Origin of the sequence: Flavobacterium cellulosilyticum (genome assembly GCF_004349355.1) — a bacterium.
Taxonomy (GTDB): Bacteria; Bacteroidota; Bacteroidia; order Flavobacteriales; family Flavobacteriaceae; genus Flavobacterium; species Flavobacterium cellulosilyticum.
In genome coordinates, this window is the sequence record NZ_SMFK01000011.1 from 74,940 (window position 1) to 91,665 (window position 16,726).

At 32.8% G+C, this 16,726-nt stretch carries 18 protein-coding genes; 14 read left to right on the forward strand and 4 right to left on the reverse strand.

The annotated features are described in order from the left end of the window. Position 1 precedes the first annotated feature (1 nt). The 3 genes from E0F76_RS14430 to E0F76_RS14440 all read left to right on the forward strand — a co-directional run bounded on the left by E0F76_RS14430 (position 2) and on the right by E0F76_RS14440 (position 1,683). The gene (locus E0F76_RS14430) at positions 2 to 580 is read left to right on the forward strand and encodes a TMEM175 family protein (RefSeq protein WP_132007560.1); all 579 of its coding nucleotides are present in this window, start codon (positions 2 to 4) and stop codon (positions 578 to 580) included. Position 581: 1 nt separating this feature from the next. Further along, on the forward strand, positions 582 to 1,040 hold the full coding sequence (coaD, locus tag E0F76_RS14435) for a pantetheine-phosphate adenylyltransferase (RefSeq protein WP_132007563.1): 459 nt from the start codon (positions 582 to 584) through the stop codon (positions 1,038 to 1,040). A 70-nt stretch (positions 1,041 to 1,110) separates the two neighbouring features. Beyond that, on the forward strand, positions 1,111 to 1,683 hold the full coding sequence (locus E0F76_RS14440) for a PhnA domain-containing protein (RefSeq protein WP_132007566.1): 573 nt from the start codon (positions 1,111 to 1,113) through the stop codon (positions 1,681 to 1,683). Positions 1,684 to 1,820: 137 nt separating this feature from the next. Here E0F76_RS14440 and E0F76_RS14445 read toward each other — a convergent pair whose 3' ends face one another. Together E0F76_RS14445 and E0F76_RS14450 are read right to left on the reverse strand one after the other, a co-directional pair. Further along, positions 1,821 to 3,170 carry a DEAD/DEAH box helicase gene (locus E0F76_RS14445; RefSeq protein WP_132007569.1) on the reverse strand — a complete coding sequence of 450 codons (1,350 nt, stop codon included), beginning with the start codon at positions 3,168 to 3,170 and terminating at the stop codon, positions 1,821 to 1,823. A 64-nt stretch (positions 3,171 to 3,234) separates the two neighbouring features. Beyond that, positions 3,235 to 3,858 (reverse strand): NUDIX hydrolase, encoded by a 624-nt coding sequence (locus E0F76_RS14450; RefSeq protein ID WP_132007572.1) that lies wholly within the window; start codon positions 3,856 to 3,858, stop codon positions 3,235 to 3,237. 7 nt (positions 3,859 to 3,865) lie between these two features. Here E0F76_RS14450 and pyrE point away from each other — a divergent pair, with 7 nt between their 5' ends. Both pyrE and E0F76_RS14460 read left to right on the forward strand, forming a co-directional pair. Then, entirely contained in the window at positions 3,866 to 4,507 is a 642-nt protein-coding gene (pyrE, locus tag E0F76_RS14455) for an orotate phosphoribosyltransferase (protein ID WP_132007575.1), read from the forward strand. A 49-nt stretch (positions 4,508 to 4,556) separates the two neighbouring features. Then, positions 4,557 to 4,949 carry an SRPBCC family protein gene (locus tag E0F76_RS14460; RefSeq protein ID WP_132007578.1) on the forward strand — a complete coding sequence of 131 codons (393 nt, stop codon included), beginning with the start codon at positions 4,557 to 4,559 and terminating at the stop codon, positions 4,947 to 4,949. A gap of 76 nt (positions 4,950 to 5,025) precedes the next feature. On the opposite strand, the gene E0F76_RS14465 is transcribed toward E0F76_RS14460, so the two are convergent. After that, positions 5,026 to 5,754, reverse strand: a complete 729-nt coding sequence (locus tag E0F76_RS14465) for a biotin--[acetyl-CoA-carboxylase] ligase (protein WP_132007581.1) — start codon at positions 5,752 to 5,754, stop codon at positions 5,026 to 5,028. A 94-nt stretch (positions 5,755 to 5,848) separates the two neighbouring features. Between E0F76_RS14465 and rsfS the strand changes: the two genes are divergently transcribed. The 7 genes from rsfS to E0F76_RS14500 all read left to right on the forward strand — a co-directional run bounded on the left by rsfS (position 5,849) and on the right by E0F76_RS14500 (position 11,462). After that, positions 5,849 to 6,220, forward strand: coding sequence for a ribosome silencing factor (gene rsfS / locus E0F76_RS14470; RefSeq protein ID WP_132007584.1), 372 nt, complete (start codon positions 5,849 to 5,851; stop codon positions 6,218 to 6,220). A 14-nt stretch (positions 6,221 to 6,234) separates the two neighbouring features. Next, positions 6,235 to 8,160 carry an ATP-dependent zinc metalloprotease FtsH gene (ftsH, locus tag E0F76_RS14475; protein WP_132007587.1) on the forward strand — a complete coding sequence of 642 codons (1,926 nt, stop codon included), beginning with the start codon at positions 6,235 to 6,237 and terminating at the stop codon, positions 8,158 to 8,160. Positions 8,161 to 8,270: 110 nt separating this feature from the next. Beyond that, complete coding sequence (locus tag E0F76_RS14480) at positions 8,271 to 8,873, forward strand: LUD domain-containing protein (protein ID WP_132007590.1); 603 nt, start codon at positions 8,271 to 8,273, stop codon at positions 8,871 to 8,873. Between the two features lies 1 nt (position 8,874). After that, positions 8,875 to 9,765 carry a phosphatidate cytidylyltransferase gene (locus tag E0F76_RS14485; RefSeq protein WP_132007593.1) on the forward strand — a complete coding sequence of 297 codons (891 nt, stop codon included), beginning with the start codon at positions 8,875 to 8,877 and terminating at the stop codon, positions 9,763 to 9,765. Next, positions 9,755 to 10,411 carry a phosphatidylserine decarboxylase family protein gene (locus tag E0F76_RS14490; protein ID WP_132007596.1) on the forward strand — a complete coding sequence of 219 codons (657 nt, stop codon included), beginning with the start codon at positions 9,755 to 9,757 and terminating at the stop codon, positions 10,409 to 10,411. Before E0F76_RS14485 ends, E0F76_RS14490 begins: the two co-directional genes overlap by 11 nt. Beyond that, a complete protein-coding gene (locus E0F76_RS14495; protein ID WP_132007599.1) occupies positions 10,408 to 10,674 on the forward strand; it encodes an acyl-CoA-binding protein in 267 nt (88 codons plus the stop codon). Before E0F76_RS14490 ends, E0F76_RS14495 begins: the two co-directional genes overlap by 4 nt. Before the next feature lie 11 nt (positions 10,675 to 10,685). Next, entirely contained in the window at positions 10,686 to 11,462 is a 777-nt protein-coding gene (locus tag E0F76_RS14500; RefSeq protein WP_132007602.1) for a superoxide dismutase, read from the forward strand. 103 nt (positions 11,463 to 11,565) lie between these two features. Here E0F76_RS14500 and E0F76_RS14505 read toward each other — a convergent pair whose 3' ends face one another. Further along, positions 11,566 to 13,434, reverse strand: coding sequence for an alpha-amylase family protein (locus E0F76_RS14505; protein WP_132007605.1), 1,869 nt, complete (start codon positions 13,432 to 13,434; stop codon positions 11,566 to 11,568). A 281-nt stretch (positions 13,435 to 13,715) separates the two neighbouring features. On the opposite strand from E0F76_RS14505, the gene E0F76_RS14510 reads away from it, so the two are divergent. Beyond that, on the forward strand, positions 13,716 to 15,338 hold the full coding sequence (locus E0F76_RS14510) for an OstA-like protein (RefSeq protein ID WP_246022074.1): 1,623 nt from the start codon (positions 13,716 to 13,718) through the stop codon (positions 15,336 to 15,338). A gap of 113 nt (positions 15,339 to 15,451) precedes the next feature. Beyond that, a complete protein-coding gene (locus tag E0F76_RS14515) occupies positions 15,452 to 16,633 on the forward strand; it encodes an aspartate aminotransferase family protein (protein WP_132007611.1) in 1,182 nt (393 codons plus the stop codon). Positions 16,634 to 16,726: the final 93 nt, after the last annotated feature.

The window sequence follows — 16,726 nt, forward strand, 5'->3', positions numbered from 1 at the left end:
CATGAACAAAAACAGACTCGAAGCCTTTAGTGACGGTGTTTTAGCCATAATCATCACGATAATGATTTTAGAGATCAAAGCGCCCGAAGAAAGCAGTTTTGAGTCTTTAAAACCACTTATTCCTGCCTTGTTGAGTTATGTTTTGAGTTTTGCTTATATTGGGATTTATTGGAACAATCACCATCATATGTTTCAGGTCGTAAAAAAAATTAATGGTTCGATTTTATGGAGCAATATGTTTTTACTTTTTTGGTTGTCCTTAATTCCTTTTGGCACAAGTTGGATTGGTGAACATCATTTCGCTGCTGTTCCGATGAGCATTTATGGTTTTATTTTGTTTATGGCAGCCATTTCTTATACCATTCTTCAGAATAAAATCATAAAATTGGAAGGTCCAGATTCTATATTACAGAAAGCAGTTGAAAAAGATATAAAAGGCAAAATATCAGCAACTTGTTATATTTTAGCCATCCCATTAGCTTTTGTATCTCCATGGATTTCAGGCTTACTATATATTACAGTAGCATTGCTTTGGATTATACCAGACGCCAGAATTGAAAAACAAATAAATAAAATTTAAAATGAATAAAGCTATTTTTCCAGGCTCATTTGACCCAATAACCTTAGGTCATGAAGATATTATTAGAAGAGCTATTCCACTTTTTGACGAAATTGTTATTGCTATTGGTATCAATTCCGAAAAGAAATATATGTTTCCACTTGAAGAAAGAAAAAGATTTATCGAGGAAACTTTCAAAGATGAACCAAAGGTTTCTGTCATCACTTATGAAGGACTAACCATTCATTTATGCCAAAAAATAAATGCGAATTTTATCCTTCGAGGCCTACGTAATCCAGCTGATTTTGAATTCGAAAAAGCCATTGCCCACACCAACAGAAGAATGTCGAAAATAGAAACTGTATTTTTATTAACCGCCGCAAAAACTTCGTATATCAGCTCTAGCATTGTGAGAGACGTAATTCGCAACCATGGAGAATATGAATTATTAGTTCCACAAGCTGTTAAAGTAACAAAATAGTATTCCGCTTATATTTGCGATAAGCGTTATTTAGCCCTATTTTCGCAAAAAAAACATACAAAAAAATACAATGGAAAGAGCATTATATAAACGCAGCGGATCTCAATGTGAACTTTGCGCAGCAACAGAAAACCTAAAAATATACACCGTTTTACCAACTAAAAAAGGGGGATTAGACGAAACTATTTTAGCTTGCACCACTTGTATTGACCAAATAGAAAACCCAGACAACGTAGATTTAAACCACTGGAGATGCTTGAATGACAGCATGTGGAGCGAACACACCGTTGTACAAGTTGTGGCTTGGAGAATGCTTAGTAGATTACGTAAAAACGGCTGGCCTCAAGAATTGCTGGAACAAATGTATTTAGACGAGGAAACTCTATCTTGGGCACAAGCTACTGGCGAAGGAGAAGAAGACGAAAACAAAATAATTCATAGAGACGTAAACGGAGTTATTCTTGAAACTGGAGATTCTGTTGTATTGATCAAAGATTTAAAAGTAAAAGGTTCCAGCATGATAGCAAAACAAGGGACTGCCGTTAGAAACATTAGACTAGACCACGAAAACGCCGAATACATTGAAGGCCGTGTTGACGGACAAACTATTGTAATTATTACTCAATACGTTAAGAAAACATAGTTAGCAGTTAGCAGTTAGCAGTTAGCAGTTAGCAAAAAAACAAAAACGTCCTGAGAAATCAAGACGTTTTTGTTTTTATTTTTTTATGGAGATGATTAACCTTCTTAATCTCAAATCTGAAATCTGCGATCTGAACACTACTCCTCCTCTTTCTTAATTACCTTTCTGGCAACCTCAATTTTAAACTTCTTGCCTTTCATTTTTTCGTCTTTGATATTATGAAGCAAGTCTTTTACTTTATTAAATTTCACAGCAGCAAAAGAAATAAAATCTTTTACTTCTATTAGTCCTAAATCTCCTTTTTCAAGTTTTCCTTTTTGGGAAAAGAAACCAACGACATCAATTTTATTTAATTTATTTTTCTTTCCACCACTAATATAAATAGTTTGAAATTCAGGCGGTTTGGGTAAAGAAGTACTATTTTCCACTTTAAAAACTGGCATTCCATAATCGATATAATCCAACTTTTTCTCGCTTTCATGAGCGATTACATAAGCTGTTCCTGAAGCCAACATACGCGCTGTTCTACCATTCCTATGAGTGAATTCATCCTCTTTTGAAGGCAAATGATAATGAATTACATGATTCATTTCTGGGATGTCCAATCCACGAGCAGCTAAATCTGTTGTGATCAAATAACTTACACTCCCATTCCTGAATTGAATTAAAGCGCGTTCTCGTTCGTCTTGGTCCATACCTCCATGATAATAAGTAGAATAAATTCCTTTTTCATTTAAAGTGTCGCTAATGCGCTCTGCAGCATCTCTGTGATTACAAAAAACAATTGCCGACTGAGATTTTAACGAGCAAATCAAATTAAAAAGACTACCAATTTTATCTTTTTCCTTCGAAACCACCATTTTCATCGCTAGATTCGATTTTTCTTCTTCTTCATTTGGAATAAAGTCCAAAATGGTTGGATTAACTACTCTAGTATATTTTGGAATTTCAATATCAGAAGTTGCCGATACCAAAACACGTTTGTTCAGTTTGGATAATTTTCCAATAATAAAAGACATTTGCTCGTGGAAACCCAATTGCAACGATTTATCAAATTCATCAAGAATTAAAGTTTCTATTTTGTCCAAACGAAAAGTCCCTCTATCAATATGATCTGCAATTCTCCCAGGAGTCCCAATTAAAACAGCTGGCGGATTGCTTAAATTCTTAATTTCAGTATCGATGGAATGTCCACCGTAACAAACATTAACTTTATATTCCGTTCCCATTTTTTTCCAAACCTGTTCAATTTGCAATCCTAATTCACGCGAAGGAACTAAAATCAAACATTGAACAGAAAGTATTTCGGGTTTCAGCATTTCGAATATTGGAAGCAAGAAAGCCAATGTTTTACCAGAACCTGTTGGCGAAAGTAATAGAATATTGTTGTCGCTCAAAATAGTTTCTTGGGCTGCAACTTGCATTTCATTTAAGTTTTCGATACCTAAATTGAGTAGTATATTGTTGGAATGGTATTTTTTATTCATTTTGCAAAGGTAGTAAAAAAGTTTGCAGTGAACAGAAGCAGTTTACATTCAAATAAAAGAACATCTATTGAAAACTGTTTACTGAAAACTGTTCACTGGAGCCTTCTTCAAATAACAATTTAATATTTTCGTAAGAATTTTGCAATATTTCAGGTACGTCATTAGGATGAATCCATGCTACCTTTTCTATTCCTTCATTTATTTGCCCAACTAGAATTCCATCAAAATTAGACTGCATTTCAAACCAATGAGTGATTTTAAGCTTATAATTTCCATTTCGTTTGAAAATATGGTAAGTTTTTTGAAGTTTTTTAGTAACCCTCAAATTATTTACCCCAGTTTCTTCCTCCACTTCTCGCATTGCGGTATCCTCAATTTCTTCCCCTTTTTCTGTTCCTCCTTTAGGTAAATCCCATTTTCCTCCTCTGAAAATAAATAAAATCTCTCCTTTTTTGTTGTAAACCAATCCTCCACCAGCTTTATTTACTGGGATTTTTGATTTAAGAGTTTTCATAATTTGCTTTTCATCAGGATGATACAAATAAGCTTTTTGAATTTTATTTTGGAATATTTTTACTATAAGTTGCTTTATATCAATACTTTCCAGTAAAAACAATTGAAAATTTGTCTCCTTAGAGATTTCATTTGTCAAAAAAAGTGGTTTATCGTTAACAAAAACTTTATACATTTGTATTATGATATTTAATAAAGATACAGCCGAAAAAACTGCCGAATTGCTTTTGCAAATAAATGCAATTAAATTGAATCCAAGAAATCCTTTTACATGGGCTTCGGGATGGCAATCACCGATTTATTGCGATAATCGGATAATTCTTTCATTTCCAGCCATAAGAAATTATGTTCGAGATGAATTTTCTAAACACATTGAAAAACAATTTGGAAAGCCTGATGTAATTGCTGGAGTAGCTACTGGAGCCATAGGAATTGGAATTCTTGTAGCCGAAAGTATGGGATTACCTTTTGTTTATGTACGTCCTGAACCCAAAAAACATGGTCGACAAAACCAAGTAGAAGGTTTTTTACAAAAAGGACAAAATGTAGTTATTGTCGAAGATTTAATTAGTACAGGAACCAGTAGTTTACTTGCTGTTGAAGCGTTACGTGCTGCTGGTGCTAACATCAAAGGAATGGCTGCCATATTTACTTATGGATTTGATATTGCTCAAGAAAACTTAAAAAACGCAAATGTAGATTTGTTAACTTTAAGTAATTATCAAAATTTATTGAATTTGGCTGTCGCCAAAAAATACATCACCGAGGAAGAAGAACAAACTTTGAGAGAATGGAATTTAAGTCCATCAACTTGGAGTGTTTAAAAAAATAGTCATTTTTTGTATCACATTAATAAATCCAAAATAAAATAAAATGAATTTAGAAAGTCCTAAAGTACCTATCGAAAAATCAGCTCAAGAATTATTTGATTTATTAAGCGATGTAAGAAATTTCGAAAAATTAATGCCTGATAATATCGCAAAATTTGAATTGATAGGTGATGACGCTTTTATTTTTGGATTAAAAGGAATGCCCGAAATAAAATTAAAGATGAAAGAAAAAACAGCACCAAACAAAATAATACTAGGTGCTGCAAGTGATAAATTACCATTTACTTTAGTGGCAAACATTAATGCCATTTCAGAACAATCGAGCGATGTAAAACTAGATTTCGAAGGCGATTTTAACCCAATGATGGCAATGATGATAAAAGGACCCATTGGAAAATTCATAGAAACTTTGGCTGTTAACATGACAAAATTATAACGGTTTTATTTATATTTACAATTGCCTTTCATTAAAAACGAAAGGCTTTTTGCATTTAAAAAGTAGCTATTTAAAATTAATATAACATTTGAATTTCTTTAATATCAAAATCGGAAACAGAATCATTTTCTAATAGAACCTCGAGCTTCCCTATTGTAGAAACACCTTGGATAATCCCCATGAAATACTTTTCGTTTTTATCTAAAAAAGTCATAGGAATTCCTTTTTTAAATAAATTGTCGCTATATTTTGCCCACATTGAAATTGCATTTACATTCCAAAATTGAATATTTTGCTTTAATTTTTCAACTATCATTAAAAGTATCTTTTCTTTATCAAAAGTGGTACTACAAATTTTTGCTAAACTTGAAGCTTTTGGTAAATTTGTGAAATCAGTTTGATTGATGTTTAGCCCTATTCCAACAATTGAATGAATAGTCCCATTACTTTTAATACTATTTTCAATTAAAATTCCGCCAATCTTTTTATTGTATGACATAATGTCGTTTGGCCATTTAATACTTAATTTAGGAATATGCAAATCTTTTAAAACTTGAATTATAGAAATCGAAACAGCAATGTTAATATCAAAAACAGCACTTATATCTGACAAATAATCATTTACCAAAACACTCATTGTTAGATTCTTACCCTTTTCCGAAACCCAAACAGAACCCATTTGCCCTTTACCTTTTGTTTGACTTTCTGCCGTAACAACCGTGAAATTTTCAATAGATTGGTTGTTTGACAGTCCTTTTAGAAAATCATTTGTTGAATCTATGGCATCGAGTTTGATTAGTTTCATGAGAAGTTATTTGTGAAACAGAATTTAATATTATGTATAAGGTCAAAAATAAACACAAAAAATGGTAACTTTGCAAACTTATTAAAAAAAATTCATGACAAAAAAAATTATAAACAATGATGTTTTATTGGCAAACATCATCAAAGGAATTGAAGAAGTAAAAGGAAATGACATCGATATTCTAGATTTAAGAGATTTAGATACCGCAGTTTGTGACTATTTTATCATTTGTAATGGTAACTCAAACACCCAAGTTAATGCCATTGTTAACTCAATCCAAAAAATAGTTTCGAAAGAATTAAAAGATAAGCCTTGGCATATTGAAGGAACTGATAATGCAGAATGGGTTCTTATGGACTATGTAAATATTGTGGTTCATGTATTTCAAAAACACATACGAGAATATTATAATATCGAAAGTCTTTGGGGTGATGCTAAAATTACCACAATCGAAAACAAATACTAAAGTAACATACTATAATGGCTAAAGATAACAATCCAAATTCGAATAAATTTAAGGTAAGTCCTTGGTTGATTTATTCCGCAATCTTATTAATTTTCTTGTTTATCAGTTTCATCACTGGAGGCTCAAGTTTTCAAGAACCTGCACAATTGACATCGTCAAATTTTAATTCTTATCTAGAAAAAGGTAAAATTGAAAAAGTAATTGTTTATAATAAAACCGAAGCTGAGGTATTCTTAACTGCAGCAGCACTAAAAGAAGCTGAAAATAAAAAAGTTGCTAACGATGTTTTTGATCGTCCAAATAAAGGGCCTCATTATACTTTTATTATTGGAAATGATCAATTATTCCAAACTAAACTTGAAAAAGCAGTTGCTGAAGGAAGATTAAAAGACTTTAATTTCTTACCAAAAAATAATTGGACGGATATACTTGTTAGCTTATTGCCAATCATCATAATTATTGGAGTTTGGATATTCATAATGCGAAGAATGTCCGGTGGCGCTGGTGGTGGCGGAGGTCAAATTTTCAACATTGGAAAATCTAAAGCCAAACTTTTTGACGAAAAAACAGATATTAAAACATCTTTCAAAGATGTAGCAGGTTTAGAAGGGGCAAAAGAAGAAATTCAGGAAATCGTAGAATTCCTTAAAAACCCTCAAAAATACACTAATCTTGGAGGTAAGATTCCAAAAGGAGCATTACTAGTTGGCCCTCCAGGTACAGGAAAAACTTTATTAGCAAAAGCAGTAGCTGGCGAAGCTCAAGTTCCCTTTTTCTCTCTATCAGGTTCTGATTTTGTTGAAATGTTTGTGGGAGTTGGTGCTTCAAGAGTACGTGATTTGTTTAAACAAGCCAAAGAAAAAGCGCCTGCAATCATTTTTATTGATGAAATAGATGCTGTGGGAAGAGCAAGAGGAAAAAACAATATGTCAGGAGGAAATGACGAACGTGAAAATACTCTGAATCAACTGCTAACTGAAATGGATGGTTTTGGAACCAATTCAAACGTAATTGTATTAGCAGCAACAAACAGAGCAGATGTACTTGACAAAGCTTTGATGCGTGCAGGTCGTTTTGATAGACAAATATTTGTCGATTTACCAGACATTCGCGAAAGAGCTGAAATATTCGAAGTTCATTTGGCACCAATCAAAAAAGTAGAAGGTCTTGATTTAGATTTTCTTGCTAAACAAACTCCAGGATTTTCAGGAGCAGATATTGCAAATGTATGCAACGAAGCAGCTTTGATTGCTGCAAGATATAATAAAACAGCGGTAGACAAACAAGATTTTCTTGATGCTGTAGACAGAATTATTGGAGGTCTTGAAAAGAAAAACAAGATTATCACTCCTGATGAAAAAAGAGCCATCGCAATTCACGAAGCTGGTCACGCTACGGTGAGCTGGATGTTAGAACATGCTGCACCACTTATTAAGGTAACTATTGTCCCTCGTGGTCAAAGCCTCGGAGCCGCATGGTATTTACCCGAAGAAAGACAAATTGTTAGAACTGACCAAATGCTAGACGAAATGTGTGCCACAATGGGAGGAAGAGCAGCTGAAAAAGTAACTTTCGATAAAATTTCAACTGGAGCTCTTAGTGATCTTGAAAAAGTAACCAGACAAGCTCGGGCTATGGTCACGATCTATGGTTTGAATGATAAAATTGGTAATGTTACCTACTATGATTCAACTGGACAAAACGAATACAATTTCTCGAAACCGTATTCTGATGAAACTGCCAAGGTTATAGATAAAGAAATCTCCTCATTGATAGAAGGTCAATATGAGAGAGCAATTCAAATATTAGAAGTAAACAAAGACAAATTGAATCAACTGGCAGATATTCTTATTGAAAAAGAAGTTATTTTTAAAGATGACTTGGAAACAATTTTTGGTAAAAGAACTTTTGACGCTAATTTAGAAGAAGTAGTCTCATAATACCTGAAAACGTATATTATTTTAAAATCTTAATTCAAAACCCGCTTTTGAATTAAGATTTTTTTATCTTTGAACGTTTTCGAATAATATTTAAAGTAGTTTAGAAAAATATGAGTCTTTTTAGAAAATTTTTTGGTTCCATTAATCCCGCTTCAGATGAAGAGAAAGAAAATGAAAATAGCAAATTCTATCCAGACATTGACGCGCCTTTAGATGAGCTATTTATCTATAATTTTAAGAAAAACGGCGGAAAATTTTTATACTGCGAAAATGCAGCAGAAGTTAAGGATCAACTAGAAAATATACTGGAAGAAAATGATTGGTTCGAAAGTGAAGCATTATGTTTTGAGCCCAATCTTTATCAGATGCTTGATGACAATAAGATCACACACGACAAACCTAAAACCCCTGCATTTTTCTTAGGAAGTTGCGAAAATTTAATAGCTGAAGAAGGTTCTATTTTGTTTTCATCCAAGCAAATTAAGCAACAAAAGCCAAATGAATTACCAGCTAACATTGTTATAATTGCTACTACAAGCCAAATTATTGGTTCAAAAAGCGATGGCCTAAGCGTTATAAAAAAGAAGTATGTTAAAGATTATCCGACTAACATCACTGCCATGAAATATTTCGAAAAAGTGGAAGAGGAAGATTTTACACAATACGGAAGTACTGCAAAAAATCTATATTTATTGCTTTTAGAAGACCAATAATATGAATGAAACTCTAAAGAGATCACTTTCTGGTGCTGTTTATGTAATTTTATTACTTGCTTCAATACTGTTTAGCACTGAAAGTTTTATAATTCTATTTGGTATTTTTTTATTTATTGCCACCTATGAATTTTGTAATTTAATACAATTTAATAAAGTTATCCCACTTTTATTAGTTTCAATTTGTTACACCTTTATCAGTTTAATTAGCTTTTACAAAAATGAAACTGAAAGTTACATCAATGAATTTTTGGATAAAAACATTAAAATCACTGTAAACGTTGCACTTCTTAATTCAATATTACTTGTAACTACATTATTAGTTTTTATAAAATGTATTTTCTTTTTATTTAATGACTCAATCCAAACTTTATCTAAATCATCCAAATACATCTATTTATTAGGTTATATATTTTTACCTTTTGTTTTTATCACCAAAATTTCATTTGGAATTAATGATTACAACCCTAAAATAATTATTGGTTTGTTAATTCTTATCTGGACAAATGATACCTTTGCATATTTGGTAGGGAAATCAATTGGCAAAAGAAAATTATTCGAAAAAGTATCACCCAAGAAAACAATAGAAGGATTTATGGGAGGAATTGTTTTTGCCACTTTTGCAGGTTTTTTAATATCAAAATTATACATAAAACCAAATGCCAATTTTAGCGAAAAATCGATACTTATTTGGACAATAATTGCCTTAATTGTGGGTGTTTTTGGTACAATTGGCGATTTAATTGAATCGAAATTCAAGCGTATTGCTGGTGTAAAAGATAGTGGAGCAATTATGCCTGGCCATGGAGGCATTCTAGATCGTCTAGATAGTGTTATATTTGTAGCACCAATAATATTTTTATTTTACCAAATACTAAACTATGTTTCATAAAGAAGGAGCTCAATCTATTTTAATCGGCACTGTTTTTACAGCTGTCGCACTTTTATTAACTGATAAATTTATAGATATCTATTGGTTAAGAATGACGATACAAATTATTGCTTTCGCATTGTTAATCATAATTCTACAATTTTTCAGAAATCCAAGCCGCAACGTAATCATCAATAAAAATGAAATTCTAGCTCCTGTAGATGGAAAAGTAGTAGTTATTGAAGAAGTATATGAAAGCGAATATTTCAAAGATAAACGCATTCAAGTTTCTATTTTTATGTCCCCAATCAATGTTCACGTTACTCGATATGGGCTAAGTGGCCTTGTAAAATTCAGCAAATACCATCCAGGGAAGTTCTTGGTGGCTTGGCATCCAAAAGCAAGCGAGGAAAACGAAAGAACTACAATTGTAATTGAAAACAAAAACTTTGGAGAAGTGCTGTATCGTCAAATTGCTGGTGCATTGGCAAGAAGAATTGTTAATTATGCCAAAGAAGGAATGCAAGTAGTTCAAGGAGAAGATGCCGGTTTTATCAAATTTGGATCAAGAGTAGATATCTTTTTACCGTTAGGAACACCTTTAAATGTTGTCCTTAATCAAAAAGCAATTGGCGGGAAAACAATAATTGCAACTAAATCTGAATGAACAAGGAAGCTTTAGACATACGGTTTCAAAAAGCAATAGTAATTGCTTCAAAAATGACTCAAGCATCATTACCCCAAGATGTGCAGTTACGACTTTATGCCTACTATAAACAAGCTACTTTTGGCACATTAAATTACAATCATACCGAAAGTTCTGATTTAAGAAATGCTTTCAAAATCAATGCTTGGATTCAAGTTAGTCACTTATCGGTTAATAAGGCCAAAGAAAAATATATCGAATTAATAAATTCTTTACAGGAATAATTGTTCTCATTATGAAAAAAATTTATTTCATACTTTCAAGTTTGTTACTTCTAGTTATTACTGTTTCCTGTAACAACAAAAAATATACAGAAGTTGTAGAAGTTCCTCTACCAACTTCCCAAGAGAAAATTGGCATCGGTAATCCTGATGACGTAAAGGCAAATGAAGGTTCCTTTTTGATGGAAAAACTACCCTATACCTACAATGCTTTGGCTCCAAACATCTCAGCTTTAACAATGGAAATGCATTATTCAAAGCATTATCTAACATATACCAATAATTTAAATAAAGCATTAGAAGGAACTCCGCTGGAAAATCTAACAATAGAAGAGGTCTTAGCAAAATTAGATCTAAACAATCCAGAACTTAGAAACAATGCTGGCGGATACTACAACCATTCCCTATATTGGAAATGTATGGGTCCAAAATCAGAAGAAAAAGTAAATGATAGTTTAACATCCGTGATTACGAAAAAATATGGTTCTTTTGAAAATTTTAAAACCGCTTTCAAATTAGAAGCTTCAAATCAATTTGGCTCAGCTTGGACTTGGCTTATCGTTGATAAATACGGGAATCTTCAAATTACAAGTACTCAAAACCAAGACAACCCATTGATGCGGAATGCCGTTATCCCTGGCACTCCAATATTAACTATAGATCTATGGGAACATGCTTATTATTTAGGATATCAATACCGAAGACGAAGTTATATCGAAGCTTTTTTAGACGTTGTGAATTGGAAAAAAGTAGGTGAAAATTATGATGCTGCACTGAGAAGGAAATATTAAATTGAATTCTATAAAATCAAAAAGCTGAAGTAAATTAATTTTACTTCAGCTTTTTTCATTTTAAATGGTACAATAATTAATTATGCAATTATTACCATACGAGTTACAACTGAAAAATAAATGATTCTGAAGGCCCGATTGAAATTTGAGCTTTCCCTTCCCCATTTTCCACTCGCAATTGCGTCTTTTTTTCATGATACAATTGATCTGTAATAGTATAAACTCCATCTTTCAATTTCCATTTTCGAATAATATCAGCAGGGATTCGTAGATCGAAATTACTGGAAGCAAGCGAATAAAAATTAGTTACAATAATCAATTTTTCTGTGTCGGACCAACGAGTATAAGCATAAATTGCAATGTCATAACCTGAGGTTATGTTGCGATTTGCAGTCTGGATTTCTTGAAAATTCCCCATTAGTGCAGAACTATTAACCGAGAAATTAAGCAATCTTTTATAAAAATCACGTAAGTCTTTGTCTTCTTTTGATAGTTGACCGCCATCAAATTTCCCTTCATTCATCCATTGTTGATGATTAGGAACTCCTATATAATCAAAAATTGAAGTTCTGGAATGTGTACCAAAACCGGCATTTTCATTTCCCGCTTCTCCCACTTCCTGACCAAAATAAATCATAATCGGCGCAGTGCTGATTGTTGTTGAAACTACCATAAGCGGCTTCCCTTTTTCAGGAGTCCCTGCGAATTCAGGACTTGCCAATCGTTGTTCGTCATGATTATCTAAAAACTTCAACATGTGATGCTCAATGTCGGTCATGTTTTTTTGAATATCCGAAAGTCCGTCAGGATATGATTTTCCTTGAATTACATCTTTTAGTTTATCATACGTTTCTACCTTATCATATAAATAATCCATTTTCCCTAGATGAATATAATTGCGATATTCCTGCGGATTGTATACTTCGGCCAATAAAAAAGCATTTGGATTTTTCATTTTTATTGAAGAGTTCAAATAACTCCAAAACTCATATGGTACCATTTCGGCCATATCGTAACGAAAACCATCTACTCCTTTTGCTGTCCAATATAGGGCAATATCACGGAATTTTATCCAAGAATTGGGCACACTTTTAGTTGCCCAAAAATCAAAATGTTGCTTATAGGATTTGGTTTCGAAACCCTCTGGAAGTTCGGAAAAATCCTTAGAGCCATCAGGACGAATTCCATAATTTACTTTTACTGTTTCATACCAATCATTTTTATCTGGTTTAGCTTTACGCGAACCATTACCGGTCCATTTTGCAGGAAACTCATCGAATTTTCCGTCAATTAGTGGATTTTTTTCTCCATTTAATGGCAAATCTCCATCAGGAATTTCAAAAGAAGTATTCGGAATATAATAAAAGTTATTATCACGACTGTATTCTACAGAAACATCATCATCTGCACCAAAGTCGTGAATATCTTTTGGATTACTTTTACCTTCATATTTCCGCGCAATATGATTGGGAACAATATCGATAATTACTTTCATTCCCGCTTTGTGAGTTCGGGCAATTAAACTTTCGAATTCCTGTAAGCGATTTGCCGGATGTACTGCTAAATCTGGATTAACATTATAATAGTCTTTTACAGCATAAGGAGAACCTGCACGACCTTTTACCACTTCGGGATCATCATTTGAAATTCCAATTGAAGTATAATCTTGCACCAATGCATGATGTGGAACTCCAGTATACCAAATAAAAGTTACTCCTAAATCTTTTATTTCTTTCAATGCTTTATCCGTAAAATCATTGAACTTCCCAACTCCATTTTCCTCAATTGTACCCCAAGGTTTATTCGTAGTGTTTTTATTCCCAAATAATCGGGTAAAAACCTGATAAACGACTATTTTCTTTTCAGAGCCCGTCTCCTTTTTTTCTGTATTCATTTTTGAAATTGTAGTTTTACAAGCTGTTGCTAAAAGTAGTATGCTTAATCCAGCAACAGTTGTTATTTTTTTTATCATAACTTTTTTTTTATTTGATTATTAAAGCATTCTACCCTTTTTTGGCCTAATCAATTTTTAAAATTAATATTTTTTTTTAGACTGAACTTAATTTATTCAGAAAAAATCTAGTACTTTCAACCTATAAATAGTACTACAACGTAACACTATCCCTATTTGTTGAAAACTTTAGAAAATTTAGCAATTCATTTAGTTTCCAACTTATTTAACATCTATAAATAAATCATAATATGGATTATGGTTGTTTCCTTTTTCTTAAATTTGAAAAAAAAATAAATCAATTGAAGAAATTCCTGTTTATTATTAGTTGCAGTTTATTATTAGTTACACAAATACTCTTGGCGCAAGCACCAAAAAAAATTCTTATTGAACATTCAGATTATTTTGATGTAAACCAATTAGAAGCTCCAGATGCGGCATTACTAACCGGAAATGTTCGTGTAAATCACGACGGAGTAATTATGACTTGTAATAAAGCCTATTATTTTCAAAAAGAAAATTATATAAAAGCTTTTGGAAATGTACAATTAGTTCAAGGTGACACTTTGTATCTTAATAGTAAATATGCCGAATATAATGGCAATATAAAACAAGCATTTGCTACAGGAGATGCCATCATGCGTTCACCAGAATCAACTTTAGCAACTGACACAATAAACTTTAACAGAAACACTCAAGAAGTATATTATAATTCTAAGGGAACGATTACCAATAGAGAAAACACTTTAAAAAGCAAATCTGGAAAATATTTCGTTGCTGAAAAAAAATTCCAATTCTTGACGGCAGTAACTATTACGAATCCTAAATATGTTATCAAGTCCAACCACTTGGATTATTACAGCAATTCTGGGCATTCTTATCTCTTTGGTCCATCCACAATTACCAGTAAATCTAATTTTATTTATACCGAGAACGGATTTTATGATACTAAAAAAAATCTGGCCCATTTTCTTCGAAAGTCTTACATAAAATACGACGATAGATTAATAGAAGGCGATAGTTTGTATTATGACCGCAACCGAGAATTTGCTTCTGCAACAAGGAATGTAAAAATAACCGACTCCGTTAATCGTGGAATAGTCAAAGGACATTATGCAGAAATATACAAAAATCAGGACTCAATGTTTGTAACCAAAAGAGCAGTTGCAATCAACCTTGTCGAAAATGATTCGGTTTATATTCACGGAAAAAAATTAATGGTAACTGGACCGGAGGGTAACCGAATTATTCGTGCCTATAACAAAGTACGCTTTTTCAAAACAGATATGAGCGGAAAATGTGATTCTATTCATTCTAATTCTAAAATTGCACTGACAAAATTAATAGGAAACCCAATTTTATGGAATGGGGAGAGCCAAATTACTGGTGACATTATGCACTTAATTGGCAATAAAATTACACAAAAACTCGATTCACTTAAAGTACTTAACAATACGTTTATTGTTTCGAAAGACACTATAGGCACAGGCTATAATCAGGTAAAAGGGCAAAATTTATTTGGTAAATTTGAAGAAGGAAAACTTCATGATGTCGATATTATCAAAAATACAGAAGTTATTTATTATATGCGAAATGACACTCAAGAACTCATTGGGATCAATAAAAATGTAAGTAGTAAAATCAATATTTTATTTGATAAAAATGAAATAGAAACTATTACCTTTTTCACAGCTGTGGATGGAACAATTTATCCCGAAAAAGATTTACCAGAACCAGATCGAAAACTACGAGGTTTTGTATGGCGTGGGGAGGAACGAATAAAATCAAAAGACGATATTTTTACTGATGAGGAGAATGAACTCAATGATAAACTAATCAAGGAAGGAAAAGTCGAAGAATCCAAGGAAAATGTTCCAATGAAAATCAGGAAGGAAACCTTGAATTACGATAAGAAAAAAAAATAATCAGTGGTCAGGTTTTAGTGGTCAGTGATTTCGAGGCATTAAGCAACCTTATAACAAATATAACTCCGTACACTTTACGACTTTGTGCCTTTGCGGTTAAAAAAACATAAAACGTGGATAACGATTTCATAAAATACCAAGCTCAAACTTCTCCGTATCCTTTAGGAATGGAGGTTTCTTATGCCAAAGGTTCTTATATTTTTGACACTAATAATAAAAAATACTTGGATTTTGTGGCTGGAGTTTCGGCTTGCACGCTTGGACATCAACCGCTTAGAGTCAATCAGGCAATTAAAGACCAGTTAGACAAATATTCGCATGTCATGGTGTATGGCGAGTATTCGCAAAGCCCAGCAGTGGAATATTGTAAATTGTTGGCCTCGCTTCTACCAAAGCCTTTAGACAAAACTTATTTAGTTAATTCTGGCACCGAAGCTATCGAAGGGGCTTTAAAACTTGCTCGAAGAACCACTGGAAGAAGTCAATTGATTTCTTGTCACAACGCCTATCATGGCAATACTATGGGTTCCATGAGTGTGATGGGATTTGAAGATAGAAAACGAATTTTTCGTCCGTTGATTCCCGATGTCGAATTTATCACTTTCAACAACGAAGCCGATATAGCAAAAATAACTACAAAAACTGCAGGAATACTTCTGGAGACTATTCAAGGTGGAGCTGGTTTCATTCAACCTGAAAATGAATTCCTGAAAAAAGTTCGGCTTCGATGTAGTGAAGTTGGTGCAATAATGATTCTAGACGAAATCCAACCAGGTTTTGGCAGAACGGGAAAACTTTTCGGATTTCAAAATTACGATGTTATTCCTGACATTGTTGTGATGGGAAAAGGAATGGGCGGAGGAATGCCAGTAGGAGCTTTCACAGCATCATCTAAAATGATGGACTTGTTGTCCAATAATCCAAAGTTAGGTCACATTACTACTTTTGGTGGTCATCCTGTCATTGCGGCAGCCTGTTTGGCCACTTTGCAAGAATTAACCGAAACTAATTTAATGGAAGAAGCTTTAGAGAAAGAAAAGCTCTTTAGATCACTTTTGGTACACCCTTTGATTAAAGGAATTAGAGGAAAAGGATTGATGTTGGCTGCAATGACAGAAAGTGAGGAGATTACCAATGAAGTGATTTTGAAATGCCAAGACAAGGGACTTATTTTATTTTGGCTACTATTTGAAGCAAATGCCATTAGAATTACGCCCCCTTTAACAATTTCAGAAGAGGAAATTAGAGAAGGTTGTGCCATAATTCTTGAAGTGATGAATGAGATTAATGTTTAAGATTTTAGATTGCAGATATTAGCTATAAATTGAACTTTTTATTGACATTGATATTGAAATTGCCATTTTAAACCTGTTAATTAAATTGTTCAC